We start from the raw sequence: 23,797 nt of genomic DNA, 5'->3' as shown, positions 1-23,797 counted from the left end.
GTCCGGTGCGGTGCCGCCGGGGCCGGTGCCGCCGGGAGCCGTCGTGCCGGGCGCGGGGGTGGTGCCGCCCGGGGCCGGCGCCGGGGCGTCCGGTGCGGTGCCGCCGGGGCCGGTGCCGCCGGGAGCCGTCGTGCCGGGCGCGGGGGTGGTGCCGCCCGGGGCCGGCGCCGGGCCGACCGGCGCGGTGCCTCCGGGGGACGGTGCGGGTGTCGGGCCGGCCGGTGCCGGTGCGGTGCTGCCCGGCGCGGGCGTCGAGCCGTCCCGGGCGGCCCCGTCGGGCGTGCTGCTGCCGGCCGGGGACACCAGCAGGGGCGCGGCGTGCATGCGACCCAGCGGCTCGCCGTCGCGGTACAGCTGGGCCGTCAGCACGTAGCGGCCGGCCCCCAGCTCCATCGACGGCGACAGCCCGGTGCCGTCGAAGGCGGGGAAGGAACCCAGGTCGAAGCGGGCGTCACCGGCGTCGTCGGTGGCGACGGTGACGCCGCCGAGGGTCACCGGCTTCTCCGCCAGCGCCCAGATCTGGCCGCCGTCCTCCATGCCCAGGCCGATGTCCACCGTGTAGCGGCCGCTGCCGGGCGGGGTGCTGATGCCGATCGCGGGGGTGACGGTCCCGGCGCCGGCGGTCATCGACGAGAAGGCGTAGCGCACCGTGTCACCCGCGTGGTCGCCGACGCGGGCCAGCGTCAGCCGGCCGCCGGTGACCGACCGGCCGGCGAAGGCCGCGACCCGGTCGGTGTCGGCCAGCACCGCCTGCTTGAGCTCGGCGGCCGAGGCGGTGGGCAGGACGGCGCGGTAGAGCGCCACGGCGGCGGCCACGTGCGGCGCGGCGAACGACGTCCCGTCGACCAGGCGCATGCCGCCGTCGTTCCACGGAGCTGCGACCCGGGTGCCCGGGGCGAAGAGGTCCACCGACGTCGCGCCCCAGCCGGAGTGCGCCGCGACGGTGTCGGCGGGCGTGGAGCTGCCGACGGTCACGACATTGGCCTCCGTCAGGCTGGCCGGGTAGACGGGGTTGGTGTCCCGGTTGCCGCCGTCGTTGCCCGCGGCGGCGACCACGAGGACGCCGTGCGCCTCGGCGTACGCGACGGCCGAGCGGAGCGCCTCGAGCGGCGGACCGCTGATCTGGCCGCCCCACGAGGCGTTGACGACGTCGGCGCCGTGGTCGACGGCGTACCGGATGGCCTTGGCGCACAGGAAGATGTCGACGGTGCTCCCGCCGCCGGCGACCAGCGGCATGATCGAGACCCCGGGCGCCACGCCCGCGTGCCCGGACCCGTTGCCCGCCCGCGCCCCGACGACGCCGGACACGCTGGTGCCGTGGCTGCCCAGGCTCCCGTTGTCGATGTCGGCGTTGTTCGCGTAGAAGTTCCAGCCGTGGCAGTCGCCGGGCAGGCCGTTGCCGTCGGCGTCCGCCGCGCCGCAGCGCTCGTCCGGGTTGGTCCACAGCGACCCGGCCAGCTCGGGGTGGTCGGAGTCGAAGCCGGAGTCGATGACGGCGACGACGCGGCCCACGCCCGTGCCGGTGTCCCAGCCGGTGGTGGCGTCCACGTCGGCGTCGGCCACGGCGGTCGAGCCGTAGGCGTTGCTGCCGGTGTTCTCCAGGTTCCAGCCGTACTGGGGGAACAGCGGGTCGGTGACGGAGCCGAGGACCGGCACGGAGGTCGACAGGGCCACGTCGGTGACCCCCGCCACCGCTCGCAGCCGCTCGGGGTCCAGGCCGTCGGCGGCCACGAGGGCCAGCCCGTCGTCGACCCACTGCGCGCTCTCGACCCCGGGCACCGCGGCCAGCGCCGCCAGCAGGTCGCCGGAGGAGGTGCCGGCGGTGAGCACGTAGCGGGTCAGCCCGTCGCCCTCGCCGAACCCGGTCGCCTGCTCGATCGCCGGCGTCGCCCACGCCGTCCAGGCCGCCGCCCCGGCGTACCCGGCCACGACGGCGCCGGCCAGCACCGCCCCCAGCACCCGCTTGCTCGTCATCCTGCCGACCTCCGGCCACCCCGTTGGCCCCAGCCCGTCGCGGCGGGGCTCTCCCGTGCCGCTACGGCGCCGGGCGGGCGCTGCTTGAGGGCCGGGCGGCGCCCGTCACCCGGACGGAGGGTCCCTAGACTCCGCGCCATGCTGCTGAGCGACCGCGACATCACGGCCGCGATCGCCGGGGGACGCCTCGGCATCGAGCCCTACGACCCCGGGCTCGTGCAGCCGTCCAGCATCGACGTCCGGCTGGACCGCTACTTCCGCGTGTTCAACAACGCCCGGTACACCCACATCGACCCGGCGGAGCAGCAGGACGACCTGACCACCCTGGTCGAGCCCGAGGGGGACGAGCCGTTCGTGCTGCACCCGGGCGAGTTCGTCCTCGGCTCGACGCTGGAGGTCGTCCGCATCCCCGACGACCTGGCGGCGCGGCTCGAGGGCAAGAGCTCCCTGGGGCGCCTGGGCCTGCTCACCCACTCGACGGCGGGCTTCGTCGACCCGGGCTTCTCCGGGCACATCACGCTGGAGCTGTCCAACGTGGCGAACCTGCCGATCACGCTGTGGCCGGGCATGAAGATCGGCCAGCTCTGCCTGTTCCGCCTGACCAGCGCCGCCGAGCACCCCTACGGGTCGGCGGTCTACGGCTCGCGGTACCAGGACCAGCGCGGGCCCACCCCGTCGCGCTCGTTCCGCAACTTCACCCGCGCGGAGACCCGCCGCCCCTAGCTCCCCGGTCGGCGTCGTCGGCCCGGACGGCCGCCGGGATCTCGACCCCGGCGCTCTCGAGCACGTCGGCGCGGCGGCCCGCCGGTGACCAGCCGGGCACCACGCGCTCCACCTCGTCGTCGACGAACACCTGGCGGGTGGCGACCCATCCGGCGACGGCGAGCACCGCGACCCCGGTGAGCACGACGACGAACATGCCGTCGTAGCTGCCGGTCGCCCCGCGCAGGACGCCCACGAGCAGCGGGCCGGCCCCGGCGACGACGTAGCCCCAGCTCTGGCTGACCGTGGAGAGGGCCGAGACGGTCTCCGGCGTCCGGGCCCGCAGGCCGATGAGCGTCAGCACCATGGAGAACGTCCCCATGCCGACGGCGATGAGCACCATCCAGAGCCACGGCGCGGCGGTCGGCGCCGTCCACAGGCCCACCCAGCCGGTGACGTAGCTGGCGATGAAGACCACCAGCAGCGGGCGCTGCAGGCGCGGGCGCACGGTGAGCGACGGGATGACGGCGCTCAGCGGCAGCCCGACGACGGAGTTCAGGCCCAGGAGCAGCCCCGCCGTCGCCGCGCTGAGCCCGGAGTCGCGCAGGTACTGGGCCGACCACCCGATGACGACGTAGGCCTGGAGCGCCTGCACGCCGAAGAACGCGGTGATCGCCAGCGCCGTCGGGCTGTGCACCAGCGCCCGCATCCGCACGGCCGAGTGGCTCGCGCGGGAGACGTCCGGAGCGGCCGGGACGGCCAGCCACACGCCGGCCGCCACGAGCGCGGGCAGCGCCCAGACCACCAGCGCCCAGCGCCAGCCCCCGCCGTCGGTGCCCGCCGCGTCCGCGATCGGCTGCGAGGCGACGGCGGCCAGGGTCGCGCCCAGGCCCATCGCCGTGCTGTACGCGCCGACGAGGGGGCCGGTGCGTCCCGGGAAGTGGCGCTTCACCAGGCCGGGGAGCATGACGTTGCCGAGGGCCCCGCCGGCCATGGCCAGCGCCGTGCCCGCGAGGAAGACGGGGAAGCCCTCGGCCAGGCTGCGCAGCACCAGCCCGGCGGTCATCGCGACGAGGGCGCCGGCGAGCACGTGCGCGTCGCGGTAGCGCGCCGACAGGGCCGGGCCGGTGAACCCGATGAGCGCGAAGCACAGCACCGGCATCGTGGTGATGACGCCGGCCAGGCCGCTGGAGATGCCCAGCCCCCGCTCGATCTCCTGGAGCACGGGGCCGACGCTGGTCACCGCCGTCCGCAGGTTGAGCGCGGTGAGCACGATGGCGACGGCCATGAGGCCGAGCCCGCGACGACGGTCGGTGCCGGTGCTGCTGCGGGCGGGGGCGGTGCGGGTCACCCGGAAAGCGTCCTCCATGACGCGCCGCACACGACCCCCGGGTCGGTGCGCGGTGCAACCACCGCGGGCGGCACCGGGAACGACGACGGCGCGCGCCCCCTCGCGGGGACGCGCGCCGTCGGCGGCGGTGTGCTGCTACTTCGGGTCGTGATCCGTGGCGGCGGAGTCGAGACCCACGACGTCGTCGTCCTTCGTGCCGACGTCGGCACCCTGCTCGGCGCCCTGCGCGCCGACGGCGACCGGCTTCATCGAGCGCAGCAGGATCTGGCTGACGTCGAGCACCTCGACGTGCTCCCCGGCCTGGCCGTTCTGCTTCTTGCTGGTCAGCGCGTCGCTGAGCATCGTGATGCAGAACGGGCAGGCGGTGGAGATGACGTCGGGGTCGAGCTCCAGCGCCTCCTCGGTGCGCTCCATGTTGATGCGCTTGCCGATCTTCTCCTCCATCCACATGCGAGCGCCGCCGGCGCCGCAGCAGAAGCCGCGGTCCTTGCAGCGGTGCATCTCCTGCGTGGACAGGCCCTGGACGGAGTCGAGGATCTCCCGCGGGGGCGTGTAGACCTTGTTGTGCCGGCCGAGGAAGCACGGGTCGTGGTAGGTGACCTTGCGGTCCACCGGGGTGACCGGGGTGAGCCGGCCCTCCTCCACGAGCTGGCCGAGCAGCTGGGTGTGGTGCACGACCTCGTACTCGCCGCCGACCTGCGGGTACTCCCGGCCCAGCGAGTTGAAGCAGTGCGGGCAGGTCGCCACGATCTTGCGGGTGCCCGGGACGCGGCCCTCGAAGACGCCGTTGAGGGTCTCGACGTTCTCCATGGCCAGCTGCTGGAACAGGAACTCGTTGCCCATGCGACGGGCCGGGTCGCCCGAGCAGGTCTCGCCGTTGCCGAGGACGGCGAACTCGACGCCCGCGGTGTGCAGCAGCTCGGCCACGGCCTTGGTGACCTTCTTGGCGCGGTCGTCGACGGCGCCGGCGCAGCCCACCCAGAACAGGTACTCGACGTCGTGGGGCAGCGGACCGTCGGCGACGCGGACGTCGAAGTCGAGCTCCTTGATCCAGTCCTCGCGGACGTTGCCGCCCATGCCCCACGGGTTCCCGCGCTTCTCGAGGTTGGTCATCATGACGCCGGCCTCGGAAGGGAAGTTGGACTCGATCAGCACCTGGTATCGGCGCATGTCCTCGATGTGGTCGACGTGCTCGATGTCGACCGGGCACTGCTCGACGCAGGCGCCGCAGTTGGTGCAGCTCCACAGGACGTCGGGGTCGATGACCCCGCCCTCCTCGAGGGTGCCGACCAGCGGGCGGTGCGCCTGCGCGTCGTTGGTGCCCTCGATGCGGGCGTAGCCCGACGCCCACACCTGCTCGTCGCTGGGCTTGAGCACGTCGTAGTCCGGCGCGGTCTCCGACGCCGTCTTCTCACCGAGGAGGTAGGGGGCCTTCGCGTAGAGGTGGTCGCGGAGGTCCATGATCACCATCTTCGGGCTGAGCGGCTTGCCCGTGTTCCACGCCGGGCACTGGCTCTGGCACCGACCGCACTCCGTGCAGGTGGTGAAGTCCAGCATCCCCTTCCAGGTGAAGTCCTCGATCTTGCCGCGGCCGAAGACGTCGTCCTCGCCCGGGTCCTCGAAGTCGATCGGCTTGCCGCCGGAGGTCATCGCCGGCAGCGGGCCGAGCGCCGGGGCGCCGTCGGCCTCGCGCTTGAAGTAGATGTTGAAGAAGGCGCTGAACCGGTGCCAGGCCACCCCCATGTTGAGGATGCGGCTGATGACGACCAGCCAGGTCAGCGACACCACGATCTTGATGAACGCCACGATCGAGACGACGTCGGGGTTGTCCGGGAACAGGTTCGACACCAGGCTGGCCACCGGGTGCGACCAGGTCGGGGCGTCGTCCAGGCCGGAGGCGATCTTGGCGGCGCGGATGCTCAGGATGCTGATGCCGACGACCAGGACGACGGCCTCGACGAAGTAGCCGCGGCCCTCGTTCGACCCGGCGAACCGGCTCTTGCGGCCCTGCCGGCGCGGGTGGTCGCGCTGGCGCCGGATGATCAGGTAGACGATCCCGAGGATCGTGCCGGTGCCGATGATGTCGACGAAGATGTTCCAGATCGCCCAGGTGCCGATCAGCGGCAGGTGGAACGCCGGGTCCCACACCTCGCCGAACGCCTCGACGAGCGTCAGGAACAGGCCGTAGAACCCGAGGAACACGAACCAGTGGGCGACGCCGATGCTCGACCACTTGAGCATCCGGGTGTGGCCCAGCGACTCGACGAGCATCGTCTTCAGCCGGGTCTTGACCGGGCCGGAGCGGGTGCCGTCGGGCTGCCCGGTGCGGATGATCCGCACCATCGCCCGGACGGCCCGGTAGGCCATGACGGACGCGACGATCAGGAACAGGACGCTGATCGTCCCCAGGACGATCTGCAGCGGGCCCGTCATGTTTTCCCCTCCCGTACGCCAGGTGGCGTCGGTCGTCTCCCGCCGACCGCGCGGCGACGGGGCTGTGTGCGGTGCGCGCACCGGCCCACCGGCCGGTCGGCCGGCGCTCGGCGCGCAGTGCAGGCAGGCGCAGCCAGCACTCCAGCGCACGATAGCGGGCGCCCTGAGAGGCTACTCGCCGGTAACCCTGGGCGCGGTGCCCCGGATCGGCCAGCCGCCGCGGGGCGCTCCGCCCAGCGCTCGTCAGGGGTGACGCAGAACACGCTCCCCAGCCCCCCGCCTGCCTCCTCCAGGTCGCCGCCGCTCGACCTCGGGGTGCGGTGGCCGACCTTGCGGTGTGCGGCGTGGTCCGCGACCCCGCGGCGAGGTCGGCGGGATGGGGGCGGGGGGGGTGTCCCGGTGAGGTCGACCGGGCCGGGAACACGACCGCACCGCATGCCGTTAGGGTGGGCAGGAAAGTTGAGCGGACCCCGCGCAATGGCGGACCCTCGACTCCCCGCACGGACCAGTACCACCCCAGCACACGGAAGAGAGGCCATCTCCATGGCTCGAGCGGTCGGTATCGACCTCGGCACGACCAACTCCGTCGTCACCGTCCTCGAGGGCGGCGAGCCGACGGTCATCGCGAACTCCGAGGGCTCGCGCACCACCCCCTCCGTCGTCGCCTTCGCCAAGAACGGCGAGGTGCTCGTCGGCCAGTCGGCGAAGAACCAGGCGGTCACCAACGTCGACCGCACCATCCGCTCCGTGAAGCGGCACATGGGCACCGACTGGAAGACCGGGGAGATCGACGGCAAGGCCTACACCCCGCAGGAGATCAGCGCCCGCATCCTGCAGAAGCTCAAGCGGGACGCCGAGACCTACCTGGGCGAGCCGGTCACCGACGCCGTCATCACCGTCCCCGCGTACTTCGAGGACGCGCAGCGCCAGGCCACCAAGGAGGCCGGTGAGATCGCGGGCCTCAACGTCCTGCGCATCGTCAACGAGCCGACGGCGGCCGCCCTGGCCTACGGGCTGGACAAGGGCGAGACCGAGCAGACGATCCTCGTCTTCGACCTCGGTGGCGGCACCTTCGACGTCTCCCTGCTCGAGATCGGGGACGGCGTCATCGAGGTGAAGGCCACCGCCGGTGACAACCACCTCGGCGGTGACGACTGGGACGAGCGCGTCGTCAAGCACCTGGTGCAGACGTTCAACGCCTCCAACGGCATCGACCTGTCCAAGGACAAGCTGGCCATGCAGCGGCTCCGCGAGGCCGCCGAGAAGGCCAAGATCGAGCTGTCCGGCGCGCAGTCGACCAACGTCAACCTGCCCTACATCACCGCCGGCGCCGAGGGCCCGCTGCACCTCGACATCACGATGACCCGCGCCGAGTTCCAGCGGCTGACCCAGGACCTGCTCGACCGCGCCCGCGCGCCGTTCAACCAGGCGATCCGCGACGCCGGCATCTCCGTGGGCCAGATCGACCACGTCGTCCTCGTCGGCGGCTCGACCCGCATGCCGGCAGTGAGCGACCTCGTGCGCGAGCTGACCGGCGGCAAGGAGCCCAACAAGGGCGTCAACCCCGACGAGGTCGTGGCCATCGGCGCCGCGCTGCAGGCCGGTGTCCTCCGCGGCGAGGTCAAGGACGTCCTGCTCCTCGACGTCACCCCGCTGTCCCTGGGCATCGAGACCAAGGGCGGCATCATGACCAAGCTCATCGAGCGCAACACCACGATCCCGACGAAGCGCTCGGAGATCTTCACGACGGCCGACGACAACCAGCCCTCCGTGCAGATCCAGGTCTTCCAGGGTGAGCGCGAGATGGCGATGTACAACAAGAAGCTCGGCATGTTCGAGCTGACCGGTCTGCCGCCGGCGCCGCGCGGCGTCCCGCAGATCGAGGTCGCCTTCGACATCGACGCCAACGGCATCGTCCACGTCCACGCCAAGGACCTCGGCACGGGCAAGGAGCAGTCGATGACCATCACCGGCGGCTCGGCCCTCCCGAAGGAGGACATCGAGCGGATGATGAAGGACGCCGAGGCGCACGCCGAGGAGGACAAGAAGCGCCGCGACGAGGCCGAGACCCGCAACCTGGCGGAGTCGCTCCAGTACCAGACCGAGAAGTTCCTGGCCGAGAACGGCGACAAGATCCCGGCCGAGAAGAAGGACGAGCTCGGCGAGGCGCTGACCGAGCTGCGCAGCGCGCTGGGCGGCTCGGACGTCGAGGCGATCAAGTCCGCGCAGGAGAAGGTGGCCCGGGTGTCGCAGGAGGTCGGCGGGGCGCTGTACGCCCAGCAGGCCGAGGCAGCCGGTGGCGCGCCGGCTGCCGAGGCCGGCCCGGGTGCCGGTGCCGGTGCTGCTGGTGCGACGGGCAGCCAGGCCTCGGCCGACGACGACGTCGTCGACGCCGAGATCGTCGACGAGGACACCGACCGCCGATGAGCCAGGGGGACGAACAGCCGCGGGTCGTGATCCGTGACAAGCGGCGGATCGACCCCACCACCGGCGCAGTGCGGGCGCCGGCCGGCGAGCAGCCGGCCGGCGTCCGGCCCGGTACCGACCTCCCAGGGGAGCAGATGAGCGAGCACGACACGGCGGCCGCCGGCACCGAGCAGGGTGCGGCACCGCAGCAGGCCGGCACGCAGGACGCGGCGCCGCAGCAGTCCGGCGCGCCGCAGGAGGCCGCCGCACCGCAGCCCGGTGCCGACGGCGACCTGGCCCAGCAGCTGGCCGAGCGCACCGAGGACCTGCAGCGGGTCACCGCCGAGTACGCCAACTACCGGCGCCGGGTCGACCGGGACCGCTCGCTGGTGGTCGACCAGGCCGCCGAGCGGTTCGCCGCACAGCTGTTCCCGATCATCGACGACATCGAGCGGGCGCGGGACCACGGTGACCTCAACGGTGCCTTCAAGGTGGTCGCCGACCGCATCCTGGGCCTGCTCGACGGGCTCGGGGTCGAGGCGTTCGGGAAGGCCGGTGACGAGTTCGACCCGTCGCTGCACGAGGCGGTCATGCACGACACCTCGGCCGAGGTGACCGTGCCGACGGCCACCACCGTGCTGCGACAGGGGTTCCGCCGCGGCGAGCGGGTGCTGCGCACGGCGATGGTCGCGGTCACCGACCCGGAGAACCCGGCCCCGGCCGCCCCGGCGCCCGACGAGACCGGCGCCCCGGCGTCCGACTGAGCAGGAGAGGGGGCGTCCGATGAGCACCCGTGACTTCATCGAGAAGGACTACTACGGCGCGCTCGGCGTCCCCCAGGACGCCGACGCGGCCGCGATCAAGAAGGCCTACCGCAAGCTGGCCACGGAGCTGCACCCGGACAAGAACCCGGGCAACACCGAGGCCGAGGCGCGGTTCAAGGAGGTCTCCGAGGCCTACGACGTGCTCTCCGACCCCAAGCGGCGCGGCGAGTACGACGACGCGCGGCGGCTGTTCGGCGCCGGGGGAGCCGGGGCCCGGGCCGGGTTCCCCGGTGGTTTCCCCGGCGCCGGTGGCCAGCCGTTCGACCTCGGCGACCTCTTCGGGGCGGCCGGGGCCGGGGCGGGTGCCCGCGGAGCCGGCGGGCTCGGCGACATCCTCGGCGGCCTCTTCGGCGGCGCCGGCGGTGGCGCCCGGGCCCGCAGCCAGGCGGCGTCGGGCCCCGCGCGCGGCCAGGACGTCGAGACCGAGGCGACCCTCTCCTTCGAGGAGGCGGTCCTCGGCGTGACGGTGCCGCTGCGGATGCAGAGCCCGGGCAGCTGCCCGACCTGCGCGGGCAGCGGCGCGAAGCCCGGCACCAGCCCGCACACCTGCCCGGTGTGCCAGGGCGCCGGGGTGACCAGCCGGAGCCAGGGCGCGTTCGCGTTCTCCGAGCCCTGCCGCAACTGCCGCGGCAGCGGCCAGGTCGTCGACGACCCCTGCCCGACCTGCGCGGGCAGCGGCATCACCAGCCAGACCCGCACCATCACGGTGCGGATCCCCGCCGGGGTCAAGGACGGCCAGCGCATCCGGCTGCCCGGCAAGGGGGCGCCAGGGCGGCGGGGTGGCCCGGCCGGCGACCTGTTCGTCGTCGTCCACGTGTCCGGGCACCAGCTGTTCGGCCGCAAGGGCGACGACCTCACGCTGACCGTGCCGATCACCTTCGCCGAGGCGGCGCTGGGCACCACGCTCACCGTGCCGACCCTCGAGGGCACCGTGTCGCTCAAGGTGCCCGCCGGCACCGCCAGCGGCCGGACGCTGCGGGTCCGCGGCCGGGGCGCACCCGCCAAGGGCCGCGCCGGTGACCTGCTGGTCACCGTGGAGATCGCCGTCCCCGCGCGGCTGACCCCGGCGCAGCGGAAGGCCGTCGAGAACCTGGCCGAGGAGATGGACGACGACCCGCGCCCGGAGATCACGGCCGCGGTGCAGGCGGGAGGTGAGGCATGACCAGGCCGACCGGAGGGCCGCTGGGCGGCGCGGCCCCCTCCGTCGCCGACGACGCCCCGGTGTTCGTGATCTCCGTGGCGGCCGAGCTGGCCGGCATGCACGCCCAGACCCTCCGGCAGTACGACCGGCTGGGGCTGGTCAGCCCCGGCCGCACGCCCGGGGGAGGGCGCCGGTACAGCCCCCGCGACGTCGCGCTGCTGCGCGAGGTGCAGCGGCTCTCGCAGGAGGACGGCGTCAACCTCGCCGGCATCAAGCGGATCATCGACCTGGAGTCGCAGGTGGAGGCGCTGCAAGCCCGGGTGCACGAGCTGCTGGAGGAGCTGCAGCACTCCGAGAACCGGCGCATGGCGGCCGAGGCCGCGATCCCGGCGGCCTACCGCGCGGACCTGGTGCCCCACCGGCGGCAGACCTCCGCCCTCGTGGTGTGGCGTCCCGGGGGCGCCCGGTGAGCGGGCCCGGTGCCGACGCCCACGAGGCGTTCGTGGCGCTGGAGCGGGAGATCGGGCTGCTGCTCCGCCGGTCCCGCGCCATCTCCACGCGGCTGGCGCGCGAGCTGCACCCCGACCTGGACGGCGCGGCCTACGGGCTGCTCGCCCTGCTGCAGGACACCGGGCCGCTGCGCGCCAGCGACCTGGTGGCGCGGCTGGGCCTGGACAAGAGCACCGTCAGCCGGCAGCTCTCCAGCCTCGTGGACCTCGGCCTGGTCGACCGCGCCGCGGACCCCGACGACGGCCGGGCGCAGGTGCTGACCCCGTCGGCCGAGGGGGCGGCCCGGCTCGCCCGCATCCGGTCGGCCCGCCGGGCCCGCTGGGAGAGCGACATGTCCGGGTGGCCCGCCGAGGACGTCGCCACGCTCGCCGCGCTGCTGGAGCGGTTGAACCGGATCGGCGAGGCGCGGGAGGCCGAGCAGGGGTCCTGACCGGCGGCCGCGGTCAGGTGCCGTCCTCCCGGTGTGCTTCCGCCGGGCACCGAAATACGGGAAGTCGGGCCTTGCGGCGCTGCCCTGGGCCCACTTTCGCGCAACTCGGGCTCGGGGCGGCGAGCCGCGGCACCGGCGCGTTTGGGGAGGCGTCGGCGACGCCAGTTGCAGACCGCAACCATATGGGCGTATGGTTTCGGTCTGCAAGTAGTTGCGCCACCCCTAGGACTCGTCGATGCCCCTCACCCCCGCCACGCGGGACCGGCTCATGGCCGGCGTCGCCCAGCTCATCCGCGCCGGGCGGCACCTGAGCTCGCGCGCCGCCACCCAGCTGCACGGTGACCTGCCGTCGTTCGGCTGGTCCCTCCTCGTCCCGCTCGAGCGCGACGGCGACCTGCGCTGCAGCGCCCTCGCCGCGCACGCCGGGGTCGACGGCTCGGTGGCCAGCCGGCAGCTCGCCACGCTGGAGCGGGCCGGCTACGTCGAGCGCCACCCCGACCCCCGCGACGGCCGGGCCGCGCTGTTCCGCCTGACCGGTCGCGGCGCCGACGCGCTCGCCACCTCGCGGGCGCTGCGCTCGGCCTGGGCGCGGACCGCCCTCGCCGACTGGGACGACGACGACGCCCGGCGGCTGGCCGGCCTGCTCGAGCGCCTGGTCGCCGACATCGACGTCACCGGTGCGCAGCCGCGCCCCGAGCCGGCCGGGGCCACCCGGTGAGCACCCCGCCCCGCACCCCTCCCGCGAACCAGACGTCCAGGAGCCCCGTGACCACCGTGCCGGACACCGCCGCCGAGGCGCCCGTCGAGCAGCAGGGGCGGATGACCCACCGCCAGGTGCTGGAGGCGCTCTCCGGCATGTTGCTGGCGATGTTCGTGGCCTTCCTGTCCTCGACCGTCGTCTCCAACGCCCTGCCCACGATCATCACCGAGCTGCGCGGCACGCAGAACCAGTACACGTGGGTGATCACCGCGACCCTGCTGGCCTCGACCGCCTCCACGCCCATCTGGGGCAAGCTGGCCGACCTGTTCAGCAAGAAGCTGCTCATCCAGCTGTCGATCGTGGTCTTCATCGCCGGGTCGATGCTGGCCGGGCTCGCGCAGTCGGTCGACACCCTGATCGCCTGGCGCGTGCTGCAGGGCCTGGGGCTCGGCGGCCTGCAGGCGCTGGTGCAGATCGCGATGGCCGCGATGATCAGTCCCCGGGAGCGCGGCCGCTACTCCGGTCTCCTCGGTGCGGTGATGGCGGTCGCGACCGTCGGCGGCCCGCTCCTGGGCGGTCTGCTGGTGGACACCAGCTGGCTGGGCTGGCGCTGGTGCTTCTACGTCGGCGTCCCGTTCGCCGCCGTCGCGCTGGTGCTCCTGCAGCGCACGCTGCACCTCCCGGTGACCCGGCGGGACGTGACGATCGACTACCTCGGCGCGGCCTTCCTGACCGCCGGCGTCTCGGCGCTGCTCATCTGGGTCACCCTCGCCGGCGGCAGCTTCGGCTGGGCCTCGGTGGAGACGGCGCTGTTCCTCGGCGGCGCCGCCCTGGCGGTCGTTGCCTTCCTGGTCACCGAGGTGCGGGCCGCGGAGCCGATCGTGCCGCTGCGCCTCTTCCGTGACCGCACCACCACGCTGGCGATCGTCGCCAGCGTCGCCGTCGGCATGGCGATGTTCGGCTCGACGGTGTTCCTGGGCCAGTACCTGCAGATCTCGCGGGGGTACTCGCCGACCGAGGCCGGGCTGCTGACCATCCCGATGGTCGGCGGGTTGCTGATCTCCTCCACCGTCTCGGGCCTGCTGATCACCCGCTACGGCCGGTGGAAGGTCTACCTCTCGGCCGGCTCGGCGCTGGTCGTCGCCGGCTTCGCGCTGCTCGCGACGATCGACCACGAGACGGACATGGTGCTGCTCTGCTCCTTCCTGTTCGTGCTGGGCGTGGGCATCGGGATGAGCATGCAGAACCTGGTGCTCGCGGTGCAGAACACCGTCGCGGCGCGGGATCTGGGGGCGGCCAGCTCCGCCGTGGCCTTCTTCCGCAGCCTGGGCGGCACGATCGGCGTCTCGGTCCTGGGTGCCGTGCTCAGCAACCACGTCGGCGACCTCATCCGCGACGGCATGGCACGCGTCCCGGGGGCCGCGGAGGCCGCCGCCGGGGGAGCGGACGTCGGGCTGGCCGACCTCGCCGACGCGCCGGCGCCGGTCCAGGAGCTGATCCGGCTCTCGTACGGGGACGCGACCGGCCGGGTCTTCCTCATCTCGGCGGTGGTGGCACTGGTGGCGGTGCTCGCCGTCCTCTTCATCCGGGAGGTCGCGCTGCGGACCGAGGCCGGCGACGAGCGGGAGCAGGCCGAGCGGGGGGCGGCGGTGCGCATCGACACCGACGCGATCGAGGGTCGCGACGCCGACGGCACCCGTACCGGGGCGGCGCCCGCCGGGGTGGGCGCCGCCCGCTGACCGGACGGACCACGGCCCGCCTCCGCAGGGGAGGCGGGCCGTGGTCCGTCCGGCCGGGGTCAGCCCTCCAGTGCGGCGTCCAGGGTGATGTCGGTGCCGGTCAGCGCCTTGCTCACCGGGCACCCGGCCTTGGCCGCCTGGGCGGCCTTGTCGAAGCCACCGGCGTCGAGGCCCTCGACCTCGCCGCGCACGGTGAGCTTGATGCCCGTGATGGTCGGGGCGCCGTCCTTCTGGCCGAGCGTGACCTCGGCGGAGACCTCGAGGGACTGCGGCGTGCCGCCGGCCTTCCCGATCTCGCTGGAGAGCGCCATGGCGAAGCAGGCGGAGTGCGCCGCGGCGATGAGCTCCTCGGGGCTGGTTGTGCCCCCGGCCTCGTCGGCGGCGCGCTTGGGGAAGGACACCTCGTAGGTGCCGACCTTCGAGCTGGAGAGCTCGACCTGCCCCGACCCCTCCTGCAGGGTGCCGTTCCAGGCGGTGCGGGCGGTGCGAGTGGGCATGCTGCCCCTTCCGGGCCGTGGCCGCCCGCGGCTGGGCGGCGCTGTGGCCGCCTCCTACCCGCCGGTGGCCCGGGCTACCGCGCGGATCAGGCCTGGCTGTCGGCCTCGACCGGGCCGTTCACCCGGTCGGTGAGCAGCCGCAGCCGCGCCTTGAGGTCGTCGAACTCGCTGGCGTCGAAGCCGATGGCACCGATCATCTCCTCGGAGATGGCCACGGCCTTGTCCTCCAGCGCCCGCCCGGCGTCGGTGAGGGCGATGGAGACCGAGCGCTCGTCCTCGACCCGGCGGTGCCGGGTGACCAGACCCGCCGCGGTCAGCCGCTTGAGCAGGGGCGAGAGGGTGCCGCTGTCGAGCGCCAGCCGGGCGCCCAGCTGGCCGACCGTCTGGTTGTCCTGCTCCCACAGCAGCAGCATCACCAGGTACTGGGGGTAGGTGAGGCCGATCGCGTCGAGCATGGGGCGGTACCGCGCGGTCACCGCGCGGGAGGCGGCGTACAGCGCGAAGCACAGCTGGTCGTCGAGCGCGACGCTCGGAGCCGGCAGGGCGGTCATGGCCGCCAGTCTAGGGCCGCCGGGCGGCAGGCCGGGACCGTCCGCCCTGGACGCGACCCGTAAGGGGGCCCTGGTGGTCACGGGGCGGGCGGGACGAGGCTGGACCGAGGTGGCAGAGTTGAGCGGAACAGACTCAACCCGCGGCTCGTTGCAGGGTGCGACGACGCCGGCCACGGACGGACGGCGTGCCCGAGAGAGGAGAGGACGTGCCCCCCGGCATGGACAGCAAGCTCACCACCCGCTCGCAGGAGGCCGTCGCCGGCGCCCAGCGCCTCGCCGTCGGCCGTGGTCAGGCGGCCCTCGAGCCGCTGCACCTGCTCGTCGCCCTCCTGGAGCAGACCGACGGCATCGCCGGCCCGCTGCTCACCGCGGTCGGCGCCGACCCGGCCGACGTGCGCAGCAAGGCCGACGCCGCGCTGCGCCGCATGCCGAGCGTCAGCGGCGCGACGGTCTCGGCGCCCGCCCCCTCGCGCGAGTTCCTCCGGGTCATCAACGCCGCCGCCGAGCAGGCGGGGGCGCTCGGTGACGAGTACGTCTCCACCGAGCACCTGCTGGTCGGCCTCGCCGCGTCGGAGGGGGAGGCCGCCACCGTCCTCACCAGCGCCGGTGCCACGGCCGACGCGCTGCTCGCCGCCTTCCGGACGGTGCGGGGCAACCGCAAGGTCACCACCGCCGACCCCGAGGCCACCTACCAGGCCCTCGAGAAGTTCGCCGTCGACCTCACCGAGCGGGCCCGCGAGGGCAAGGTCGACCCGGTCATCGGCCGGGACACCGAGATCCGCCGCGTCGTGCAGGTGCTCTCCCGCCGGACCAAGAACAACCCGGTGCTCATCGGCGAGCCGGGCGTGGGCAAGACGGCGATCGTCGAGGGGCTGGCCCAGCGCATCGTCGCCGGCGACGTCCCGGAGAGCCTCAAGGGCAAGCGGCTGATGGCGCTGGACCTCGCCGCGATGGTGGCCGGGGCCAAGTACCGGGGTGAGTTCGAGGAGCGGCTCAAGGCCGTCCTGCAGGAGATCACCGAGGCCGAGGGCGAGATCGTCACCTTCATCGACGAGCTGCACACGATCGTCGGCGCGGGCGCGACCGGCGACGGCGCGATGGACGCGGGCAACATGATCAAGCCGATGCTGGCCCGCGGCGAGCTGCGCATGGTGGGCGCCACCACGCTGGACGAGTACCGCGAGCACATCGAGAAGGACCCGGCCCTGGAGCGCCGCTTCCAGCAGGTCTTCGTCGGCGAGCCCTCGGTCGAGGACACCATCGGCATCCTGCGCGGGCTCAAGGAGCGCTACGAGGTGCACCACGGCGTGCGCATCACCGACGGCGCGATCGTCGCCGCGGCCACGCTGTCGGACCGGTACGTCACGTCCCGCTTCCTCCCCGACAAGGCCATCGACCTGGTCGACGAGGCGGCCAGCCGGCTGCGCATGGAGATCGACAGCCGCCCGGTCGAGGTCGACGAGGTCGAGCGCGCCGTCCGCCGGCTGGAGATCGAGGAGATGGCGCTGGCCAAGGAGGGCGACCCCTCGTCCCTCGAGCGCCTGGCGTCGCTGCGCGAGGACCTCGCGGACAAGCGCCAGGAGCTGGCCGAGCTGACCGCCCGCTGGCAGCAGGACAAGAGCGCCATCACCCGGATCCAGCAGGCCAAGGAGGAGCTGGAGCGGCTGCGCACCGAGGCCGAGCGCGCCGAGCGCGACGGCGACCTCGCCCGGGTGGCCGAGCTGCGCTACGGCCGGCTACCGCAGCTGGAGAAGGCGCTGGCCGAGGCCGAGGCGTCGGTGGAGGAGCAGGCCTCGATGCTCAAGGAGGAGGTCGGCCCCGACGACATCGCCGAGGTCGTCCAGGCCTGGACCGGCATCCCCGCCGGGCGGCTGCTCGAGGGCGAGACCCAGAAGCTGCTGCGCATGGAGGAGGAGCTCGGGCACCGGGTCGTCGGCCAGCCCGACGCCGTCCGCGCCGTCTCCGACGCCGTCCGCCGGGCGCGCTCCGGGGTCGCCGACCCCGACCGGCCCACCGGCTCGTTCCTGTTCCTCGGACCCACCGGCGTCGGCAAGACCGAGCTGGCCAAGGCGCTGGCGGAGTTCCTGTTCGACGACGAGCGGGCCATGGTCCGCATCGACATGAGCGAGTACTCGGAGAAGCACTCGGTCGCCCGGCTGGTCGGGGCTCCCCCCGGCTACGTCGGCTACGAGGCCGGCGGCCAGCTCACCGAGGCGGTGCGGCGCCGTCCGTACACCGTGGTGCTGCTCGACGAGGTCGAGAAGGCCCACCCGGACGTCTTCGACGTGCTGCTGCAGGTGCTGGACGACGGCCGGCTCACCGACGGCCAGGGCCGCACGGTGGACTTCCGGAACACCATCCTGATCCTGACGTCGAACCTCGGCTCGCAGCTCATCGCCGACCAGTCGGTGCCCGAGGAGCGGCGCCGCGAGGCGGTGATGGGGGTGGTCCGGGGCCACTTCAAGCCCGAGTTCCTCAACCGGCTCGACGACGTCGTGGTGTTCCGGGCGCTGGGCAGCGAGGAGCTGACCGGGATCGTCGACATCCAGGTCGGCGTGCTGGCCCGGCGGCTCGCCGCCCGCCGGCTGACGCTCGCCGTCACCGACGCGGCCCGCGAGTGGCTGGCGCTCAACGGCTTCGACCCCGTCTACGGTGCCCGCCCGCTGCGCCGGCTGGTGCAGTCGGCGATCGGCGACCAGCTCGCCCGGGCGCTGCTGTCCGGCGAGATCCGGGACGGCGACGAGGTCGTCGTCGACTGGCCGGGTGGCGACGTCGAGAGCCTGGTGGTCACCCGCGGCGGGTGACCACGCGTGAGGAGGCCGCCCGCCGGACCCCCGGGGTCCGGCGGGCGCGCCGCCTGATGGGGTGGCACCGCGTGCCCTGCTGGTCCCCCGGCGGGGCGTCGTCGATGATCGCGGGCGAGGACCGGGACCGAGAGGTGGAGAGACGATGACGGCGGGCCAGGACGACCAGCACGGTCGGCAGCAGGGGCAGCCCGAGGGGCAGGGCGGCCAGCAGCCGGGGTGGGCGCCGCCGCCGGGCCAGCCGCCCTACGGTGGCCAGCCCCCGTACGGGCAGCCGCCGCAGAACCCCTACGGCCGGCCGCAGGGCGGGCAGCCCCCGTACGGGCAGCCGCCGCAGAACCCCTACGGCCAGGACCCGTACGGCCAGAACCCCTACGGCTACGCCCCCGCGCCGTCGGCACCGCAGGGCTGGGGCCCCGGGGCTCCGGAGCCGGTGGAGCGGCCGCTGACGGTGCGCGCCGGCATCGGGGCGTTCCTCGGCTCGCTGGTGCTCAGCGCCGTGGCCGCCGTCGTCATGCTGCTCAACTGGGACGAGCTCCTGGACTGGACCCTCGCCCAGTCGGGGACCGACCTGCAGGGCCCGGAGTTCGAGGGGCTCGACACCGCGGCGCTCGCCGAGCTGACGGCGCAGCTCACGGTCGGCTTCACCGTGCTCGTGCTCCTGCTCCAGCTGCTCTTCGTGTGGTTCGCCTGGCAGGGCCGCAACTGGGCGCGGATCGTGCTGTGGGTGCTCGGGGGGCTGGCGCTGCTGGCCGGCCCGTTCAACGCCGTCGCCGGTGGGCCGCTGCCCTTCCTCACCACGCTCTCCTGGTTCCAGCTCGCGCTGACCGCGGCCGGCGTGGTGCTGCTGGCGCTGAAGCCCTCCAACGACTGGTACCGCTTCCGCAAGTGGCAGCGGGCCACGGGCCAGGGCTGAACCGGGGCGCGCTCAGGCCCGCCGGGCGGCCAGCCAGTCCCGCGTCGTCCGCGCGAACAGGCTGGCCGCCGCCCCCACGGACAGCACCAGCAGCAGCAGCGCCACGACGGTGACCCCGCCGGCGGTGAGCATGGTGGAGAGCAGCACCAGGGCCAGGACGATCGTCGAGACCAGCCCGGTCCACTGCCCCCACCGCCGGCCGCCGGACACCGCCCACGCCGAGACCGCGTAGGCGATGCCGAGGACCAGCGGGGCGGTGGTGTTCACGAGCAGGAACTGCTGGGCCTCGTCGGCGGTGAGCCCCGCCTCGACCAGCGCCTGCCGGACGCCGTCGCGGCCGAGCCAGGTGATCGTCACGTACAGCAGGAGCAGCACGGCGAGGGTCGCGAGCAGCGCCATGGCGACGCGCACCGACGGCGGGGCCGGCGGGGATGCGTCGCCGTGGACGGGGCGGGGGCGGGGATCGGCCGGCACCCCTCCAGCCTGGCAGACCACGGGGGCCACGGGCGGCGACCCCACCGGTCCCCGCCATGATCGACCGCGGCGCGCCGTCGCGCCGGACGACGAACAGGAGCACCACATGACGCGCACCCCTCCCCGCGGGATCGCGCTCGCGGCCGTCGCGGGCCTGGCCATCGCGCTCGGCGGCTGCGGCTCCGACGACGCCCCCGGCGGGAGCGCCGCTCCCACGACCCCGGGTACCGCCGACGCCGCTCCGCGCACCAGCTCCGCCGCCCCGGCCCCCGAGGGGCCCTTCGGCGAGGGCTGCGCGGCGGTTCCCCCCGAGGGGCCGGGCAGCGTCGCGGGGATGGGCGCCGTCCCGGTGGTCACCGCTGCCGGCAGCACCCCCATGCTGTCGAGGCTGGTCCAGGCGGTGCAGGCGGCCGACCTCGTGGAGACCCTGGACACGACCCAGGAGATCACCGTGCTGGCCCCGTCCGACGCCGCGTTCGAGGCGGTCCCGGCCGACGCGCTGCAGGGGCTACTGGGCGACACCCCGGCGCTGACCGCGCTCCTGACCCACCACGTCCTCCCGGGCCGGCTGACCCCCGCCGAGCTCGTCGGCACGCACACCACGCTCAACAACGACGAGGTGACTATCGAGGGGTCGGGACTGGAGCTGGGCATCGGCGCGGAGGGCACGGTCGTCGGCGCGGAGGCCTCGGTCGTCTGCGGCAACCTGCAGACCGCCAACGCCACCGTCTACGTCATCGACCAGGTGCTCCAGCCCGCCGAGGGCTGACCCCGCTCGCCGGGGGCCGCACGCCGGGCCGCCGTCCTGCCGCCTGTCTAGGGTTCCTCCCCATGACGGCACCCCACGCCTCGCCCGACCGCGACCGGCTGCTCCAGCTGGTCCTCGACCTCGCCGTGGTGCACGGGAAGGTCACGCTCTCCTCGGGGCAGGAGGCCGACTGGTACATCGACCTGCGCCGGCTGACGCTGCACCACGAGGGCGCCCCGCTGGTCGGCCGGGTGATGCGCCAGCTCACCGGCGACCTGCGCTACGACGTCGTCGGCGGGCTGACCCTCGGTGCCGACCCGGTGGCGACGGCGATGCTGCACGCGGCCGCGGCGGGCGAGGGGTTCCTCGACGCCTGCGTGGTGCGCAAGGCGGGCAAGGCGCACGGGTTGCAGCGGCGGATCGAGGGGCCGGACGTCGCCGGTCGCGCCGTGCTGGTGGTCGAGGACGTGTCGACCACCGGGGGCAGCCCGCTGACCGCGGCCCAGGCGCTGCAGGAGGCCGGGGCCGAGGTGGTCGCCGTCGCGGTGATCGTCGACCGGGGCGGGCGGCAGGCGGTCGAGGAGGCCGGCTTCGAGTACCGGGCCGCCTTCACCCTCGCCGACCTCGGCCTCTCCTGACCGGCCCCGCTGCAGGGGCTCCCCGCGAGCTCGCGAGGGGCGGGGAGCAGCGGGGTCCTTCCACTACGGTGTGACGGTGACCACGACGACGGCGACGTGGCTCGCCGAGCTGACCGACGCGCTGGGCCGCGACAGCGTGCTGACCGATCCCGACGTCACGGCCGCCTACGCCCGCGACCAGGCGATGATGGCACCCGCCGGCCTCCCCGCGGCGGTGGTCTTCCCCCGCCGCACCGACGACGTCGCCGCCGTCCTGCGGATCGCCTCGCGGCACGGCATCCCGGTGGTGCCGCGCGGGGCGGGCTCCGGGCTCGCGGGCGGGAGCAACGCCGTCGACGGCGGGATCACGCTGGTGATGACCCGCATGGACGCCGTCCTCGAGGTCTCCACCGCCGACCGGCTGGCCGTCGTCCAGCCGGGCGTGGTCAACAAGCAGCTGCGCGACGCCGTCGCCGGCAGCGGGTTGTTCTACCCGCCGGACCCCTCCAGCTACGACTGGTGCACAATCGGCGGCAACCTGGCCACCAACTCCGGCGGCCTGTGCTGCGTGAAGTACGGCGTCACCACCGACTACGTGCTGGGCCTGGAGGTCGTGCTCGCCGACGGGCGCGTGCTGCGCACCGGCCGGCGCACCGTCAAGGGCGTGGCCGGCTACGACCTCGCCCGCCTCTTCGTGGGCTCCGAGGGCACGCTCGGCGTCATCACCGAGGCCACGCTCGCGCTGCGCCCCGCCCCGCAGGCGCCGGTCACCCTGGCCGCCTCCTTCGCGACGACGGCGCAGGCCGGCCAGGTCGTCGAGCGGGTGGTCACCTCCGAGCTGGTGCCCAGCCTGCTGGAGATCATGGACGGCACCTGCATCCGCACCGTCGACCAGGTGCTGAAGGCCGGCCTGGACCACGACACCCGGGCGCTGCTGGTCGCCCAGTCCGACACCGGAGGGGCGGCCGCCGCCCAGGAGATCGCCGTCCTCACGCGGCTCTGCGAGGAGGCCGGTGCGCAGTTCGTGCACTCCACCGAGGACCAGGCCGAGGGCGACCTGCTGCTCGCGGCCCGGCGCATGGCGCTGCCCGCCCTGGAGCGGGTCGGGGGCGCGGTGCTGATCGACGACGTCGCCGTGCCCCGCTCGCGGATCGCCGGCTTCCTGGACGGCTGCGACGCCATCGCCGCCGACCGGGACGTCGTCATCGGCGTCGTGGGGCACGCCGGTGACGGCAACATGCACCCGACCGTCTGCTTCGACGCCGGCGACGCCGACCAGCGGGAGCGGGCCTACGCGGCCTTCGACGACATCCTCGCGCTGGGGCTGTCGCTGGGCGGGACGATCACCGGCGAGCACGGCGTGGGCACGATCAAGCTGGACTGGCTGGAGCGTGAGATCGGACCGGTGGCGCTGGACGTGCACCGCTCGATCAAGGCCGCCCTCGACCCGGCCGGGCTGCTCAACCCGGGGACGGTGTTCCGCAGCACGCCGGTGGGTGCCACGCTGGGGCGATGAGCAGGGAGCGGTTCCTCGTCATCGGCGGCGACGCCGCAGGGATGTCGGCGGCGGCCCAGGCGCGCCGGCTCCGGGACGCCGACGACCTCGAGATCGTCGTCCTCGAGCAGGGCGACGTCGTCTCCTACTCCGCCTGCGGCATCCCGTACTGGATCGGCGGCCAGGTCGCCGACCGCGGGCAGCTGATCGCCCGGACGCCGGAGCAGTTCGCCGCCCGGGACATCACCGTGCACACCGGCACGCGGGCGGTCGAGATCGACGCCGGGGCGGGCAAGGTCGTCACCGGCACCGGCGAGCGGATCGGCTACGACCGGCTGCTCGTCGCGACCGGCGGCCGGCCGAACCGCCCGTCGATCCCCGGCCTGGACGCGCCCGGGGTCTTCGGCGTCCACCGGCTCGACGACGGCGCCGCCATCCGGGCGGCCCTGGAGTCCGGCCCGCGCCGCGCCCTGGTGCTGGGCGGCGGCTACATCGGGCTGGAGATGGCCGAGGCCCTGCAGCGCCGCGGGCTGGAGGTCACCGTGGTGCTCGCCGACCCGCTGCCGATGCAGCTGCTCGACGCGGACATGGCCGAGCGGGTCTGCGCCGGCATGGGGGCCATGGGCATGGAGATGCACCCCGACCAGGCGGTGCGGGAGATCCTGGTCGACGAGGCCGGCCGCGCGCGGGGCGTGCGCACCGACGCCGGCAGCTACGACGCCGACCTGGTCGTGCTCGGGCTGGGGATGGGGCCGGAGGTGGCGCTCGCCGAGCAGGCCGGCATCCGGCTGGGCACCACCGGCGCGATCGCCGTCGACCGCACCCAGCGCACCCGCTCGCACCCGGAGATCTACGCCGCCGGCGACTGCTCGCAGACCTTCCACCGGGTCACCGGCGAGGCGACCCATGTCGCGCTGGGCACCCACGCCAACAAGCAGGGCCGGGTGGCGGGCTCGGTGGTCGGCGGCCGGGCGGCACGCTTCGCCGGCGTCCTTGGTACCGCGCTGACCAAGGTCGGTGACCTGGAGATCGGCCGCACGGGGCTTTGCACGACCGAGGCCGAGGAGGCCGGCTTCGACTACCGCACGGACACCATCGAGGGGACGACGAAGGCCGGCTACTACCCGGGCGCCGAGGAGATCGCGATCAAGCTGATCAGCGAGGCGGGGTCCGGGCGGCTGATCGGCGCCCAGATCGTCGGCGGCCCCGGCTCGGGCAAGCGGATCGACGTGCTCGCCACCGCCATCTGGGCCGGGATGACGGCCGAGGACCTCGCCGGCTCCGACCTGTCCTACGCCCCGCCGTTCTCGCCCACCTACGACCCGGTGGTCGTCGCCGCGCGCGTGGTCAGCCGCATCGAGCAGGGCTGAGCCGGGCGCGCGCCTCCGTCGCCCGGTCGGTGGTCCCGGCGCCCGGCGTCCGCCCCGGCGCCCCGGAGCGAGCCCCGCGGCGCGATACTGCTCACCGACATCCGCACGTACAGCG

At 74.2% G+C, this 23,797-nt stretch carries 20 protein-coding genes; 14 read left to right on the top strand and 6 right to left on the bottom strand.

Features of this window, described 5'->3' with window-relative positions; translation table 11 throughout:
- The coding region (locus E9529_RS09060; RefSeq protein WP_236830829.1) for a S8 family serine peptidase at positions 1 to 1,974 on the bottom strand (1,974 nt) is incomplete at its 3' end.
- Positions 1,975 to 2,112: 138 nt separating this feature from the next.
- On the opposite strand from E9529_RS09060, the gene dcd reads away from it, so the two are divergent.
- A complete protein-coding gene (gene dcd / locus E9529_RS09055; protein WP_236828613.1) occupies positions 2,113 to 2,697 on the top strand; it encodes a dCTP deaminase in 585 nt (194 codons plus the stop codon).
- Here dcd and E9529_RS09050 read toward each other — a convergent pair.
- Together E9529_RS09050 and E9529_RS09045 are read right to left on the bottom strand one after the other, a co-directional pair.
- Positions 2,669 to 4,027: an MFS transporter gene (locus E9529_RS09050; protein ID WP_236830828.1), complete on the bottom strand. Its 1,359-nt coding sequence runs from the start codon at positions 4,025 to 4,027 to the stop codon at positions 2,669 to 2,671. The genes dcd and E9529_RS09050 overlap by 29 nt on opposite strands.
- A 135-nt stretch (positions 4,028 to 4,162) precedes the next feature.
- The gene (locus tag E9529_RS09045; RefSeq protein ID WP_236830827.1) at positions 4,163 to 6,460 is read right to left on the bottom strand and encodes a heterodisulfide reductase-related iron-sulfur binding cluster; all 2,298 of its coding nucleotides are present in this window, start codon (positions 6,458 to 6,460) and stop codon (positions 4,163 to 4,165) included.
- Between the two features lie 543 nt (positions 6,461 to 7,003).
- On the opposite strand from E9529_RS09045, the gene dnaK reads away from it, so the two are divergent.
- The 7 genes from dnaK (at position 7,004) to E9529_RS09010 (ending at position 14,210) form a co-directional block, all read left to right on the top strand.
- Complete coding sequence (gene dnaK / locus E9529_RS09040) at positions 7,004 to 8,887, top strand: molecular chaperone DnaK (RefSeq protein ID WP_236830826.1); 1,884 nt, start codon at positions 7,004 to 7,006, stop codon at positions 8,885 to 8,887.
- Positions 8,884 to 9,630: a nucleotide exchange factor GrpE gene (gene grpE, locus E9529_RS09035; RefSeq protein ID WP_236830825.1), complete on the top strand. Its 747-nt coding sequence runs from the start codon at positions 8,884 to 8,886 to the stop codon at positions 9,628 to 9,630. Before dnaK ends, grpE begins: the two co-directional genes overlap by 4 nt.
- 19 nt (positions 9,631 to 9,649) lie before the next feature.
- The gene (gene dnaJ / locus E9529_RS09030) at positions 9,650 to 10,852 is read left to right on the top strand and encodes a molecular chaperone DnaJ (protein ID WP_236830824.1); all 1,203 of its coding nucleotides are present in this window, start codon (positions 9,650 to 9,652) and stop codon (positions 10,850 to 10,852) included.
- The gene (locus E9529_RS09025) at positions 10,849 to 11,301 is read left to right on the top strand and encodes a heat shock protein transcriptional repressor HspR (RefSeq protein ID WP_236830823.1); all 453 of its coding nucleotides are present in this window, start codon (positions 10,849 to 10,851) and stop codon (positions 11,299 to 11,301) included. The genes dnaJ and E9529_RS09025 overlap by 4 nt, the downstream gene beginning before the upstream one ends.
- On the top strand, positions 11,298 to 11,771 hold the full coding sequence (locus E9529_RS09020; RefSeq protein ID WP_236830822.1) for a MarR family winged helix-turn-helix transcriptional regulator: 474 nt from the start codon (positions 11,298 to 11,300) through the stop codon (positions 11,769 to 11,771). The genes E9529_RS09025 and E9529_RS09020 overlap by 4 nt, the downstream gene beginning before the upstream one ends.
- 235 nt (positions 11,772 to 12,006) lie before the next feature.
- Positions 12,007 to 12,489: a MarR family winged helix-turn-helix transcriptional regulator gene (locus E9529_RS09015; protein ID WP_236830821.1), complete on the top strand. Its 483-nt coding sequence runs from the start codon at positions 12,007 to 12,009 to the stop codon at positions 12,487 to 12,489.
- Between the two features lie 47 nt (positions 12,490 to 12,536).
- A complete protein-coding gene (locus E9529_RS09010) occupies positions 12,537 to 14,210 on the top strand; it encodes a DHA2 family efflux MFS transporter permease subunit (protein ID WP_236830820.1) in 1,674 nt (557 codons plus the stop codon).
- 59 nt (positions 14,211 to 14,269) lie between these two features.
- Here E9529_RS09010 and E9529_RS09005 read toward each other — a convergent pair whose 3' ends face one another.
- Both E9529_RS09005 and E9529_RS09000 read right to left on the bottom strand, forming a co-directional pair.
- On the bottom strand, positions 14,270 to 14,707 hold the full coding sequence (locus tag E9529_RS09005) for an OsmC family peroxiredoxin (RefSeq protein WP_236830819.1): 438 nt from the start codon (positions 14,705 to 14,707) through the stop codon (positions 14,270 to 14,272).
- A gap of 86 nt (positions 14,708 to 14,793) precedes the next feature.
- Positions 14,794 to 15,258: a MarR family winged helix-turn-helix transcriptional regulator gene (locus E9529_RS09000; RefSeq protein WP_236830818.1), complete on the bottom strand. Its 465-nt coding sequence runs from the start codon at positions 15,256 to 15,258 to the stop codon at positions 14,794 to 14,796.
- Between the two features lie 218 nt (positions 15,259 to 15,476).
- Between E9529_RS09000 and clpB the strand changes: the two genes are divergently transcribed.
- Together clpB and E9529_RS08990 are read left to right on the top strand one after the other, a co-directional pair.
- The gene (gene clpB / locus E9529_RS08995; RefSeq protein ID WP_236830830.1) at positions 15,477 to 18,062 is read left to right on the top strand and encodes an ATP-dependent chaperone ClpB; all 2,586 of its coding nucleotides are present in this window, start codon (positions 15,477 to 15,479) and stop codon (positions 18,060 to 18,062) included.
- Between the two features lie 145 nt (positions 18,063 to 18,207).
- Positions 18,208 to 18,978 carry a hypothetical protein gene (locus tag E9529_RS08990; RefSeq protein WP_236830817.1) on the top strand — a complete coding sequence of 257 codons (771 nt, stop codon included), beginning with the start codon at positions 18,208 to 18,210 and terminating at the stop codon, positions 18,976 to 18,978.
- A 12-nt stretch (positions 18,979 to 18,990) separates the two neighbouring features.
- Here E9529_RS08990 and E9529_RS08985 read toward each other — a convergent pair whose 3' ends face one another.
- Positions 18,991 to 19,452 (bottom strand): hypothetical protein, encoded by a 462-nt coding sequence (locus E9529_RS08985; protein WP_236830816.1) that lies wholly within the window; start codon positions 19,450 to 19,452, stop codon positions 18,991 to 18,993.
- 106 nt (positions 19,453 to 19,558) lie between these two features.
- Here E9529_RS08985 and E9529_RS08980 point away from each other — a divergent pair, with 106 nt between their 5' ends.
- The 4 genes from E9529_RS08980 to E9529_RS08965 all read left to right on the top strand — a co-directional run bounded on the left by E9529_RS08980 (position 19,559) and on the right by E9529_RS08965 (position 23,682).
- Positions 19,559 to 20,221, top strand: coding sequence for a fasciclin domain-containing protein (locus E9529_RS08980; protein ID WP_236830815.1), 663 nt, complete (start codon positions 19,559 to 19,561; stop codon positions 20,219 to 20,221).
- Between the two features lie 62 nt (positions 20,222 to 20,283).
- A complete protein-coding gene (gene pyrE, locus E9529_RS08975; protein WP_236830814.1) occupies positions 20,284 to 20,838 on the top strand; it encodes an orotate phosphoribosyltransferase in 555 nt (184 codons plus the stop codon).
- A 76-nt stretch (positions 20,839 to 20,914) separates the two neighbouring features.
- On the top strand, positions 20,915 to 22,333 hold the full coding sequence (locus E9529_RS08970; protein WP_236830813.1) for an FAD-binding oxidoreductase: 1,419 nt from the start codon (positions 20,915 to 20,917) through the stop codon (positions 22,331 to 22,333).
- Entirely contained in the window at positions 22,330 to 23,682 is a 1,353-nt protein-coding gene (locus E9529_RS08965) for an FAD-dependent oxidoreductase (protein ID WP_236830812.1), read from the top strand. The genes E9529_RS08970 and E9529_RS08965 overlap by 4 nt, the downstream gene beginning before the upstream one ends.
- Positions 23,683 to 23,797 lie beyond the last annotated feature (115 nt).

This window comes from Blastococcus sp. KM273128 (assembly GCF_021698975.1).
Classification (GTDB): domain Bacteria; phylum Actinomycetota; class Actinomycetes; order Mycobacteriales; family Geodermatophilaceae; genus Blastococcus.
Note: the sequence above shows the minus strand (reverse complement) of the source record. Positions and strands in the feature narration are given on the sequence as shown.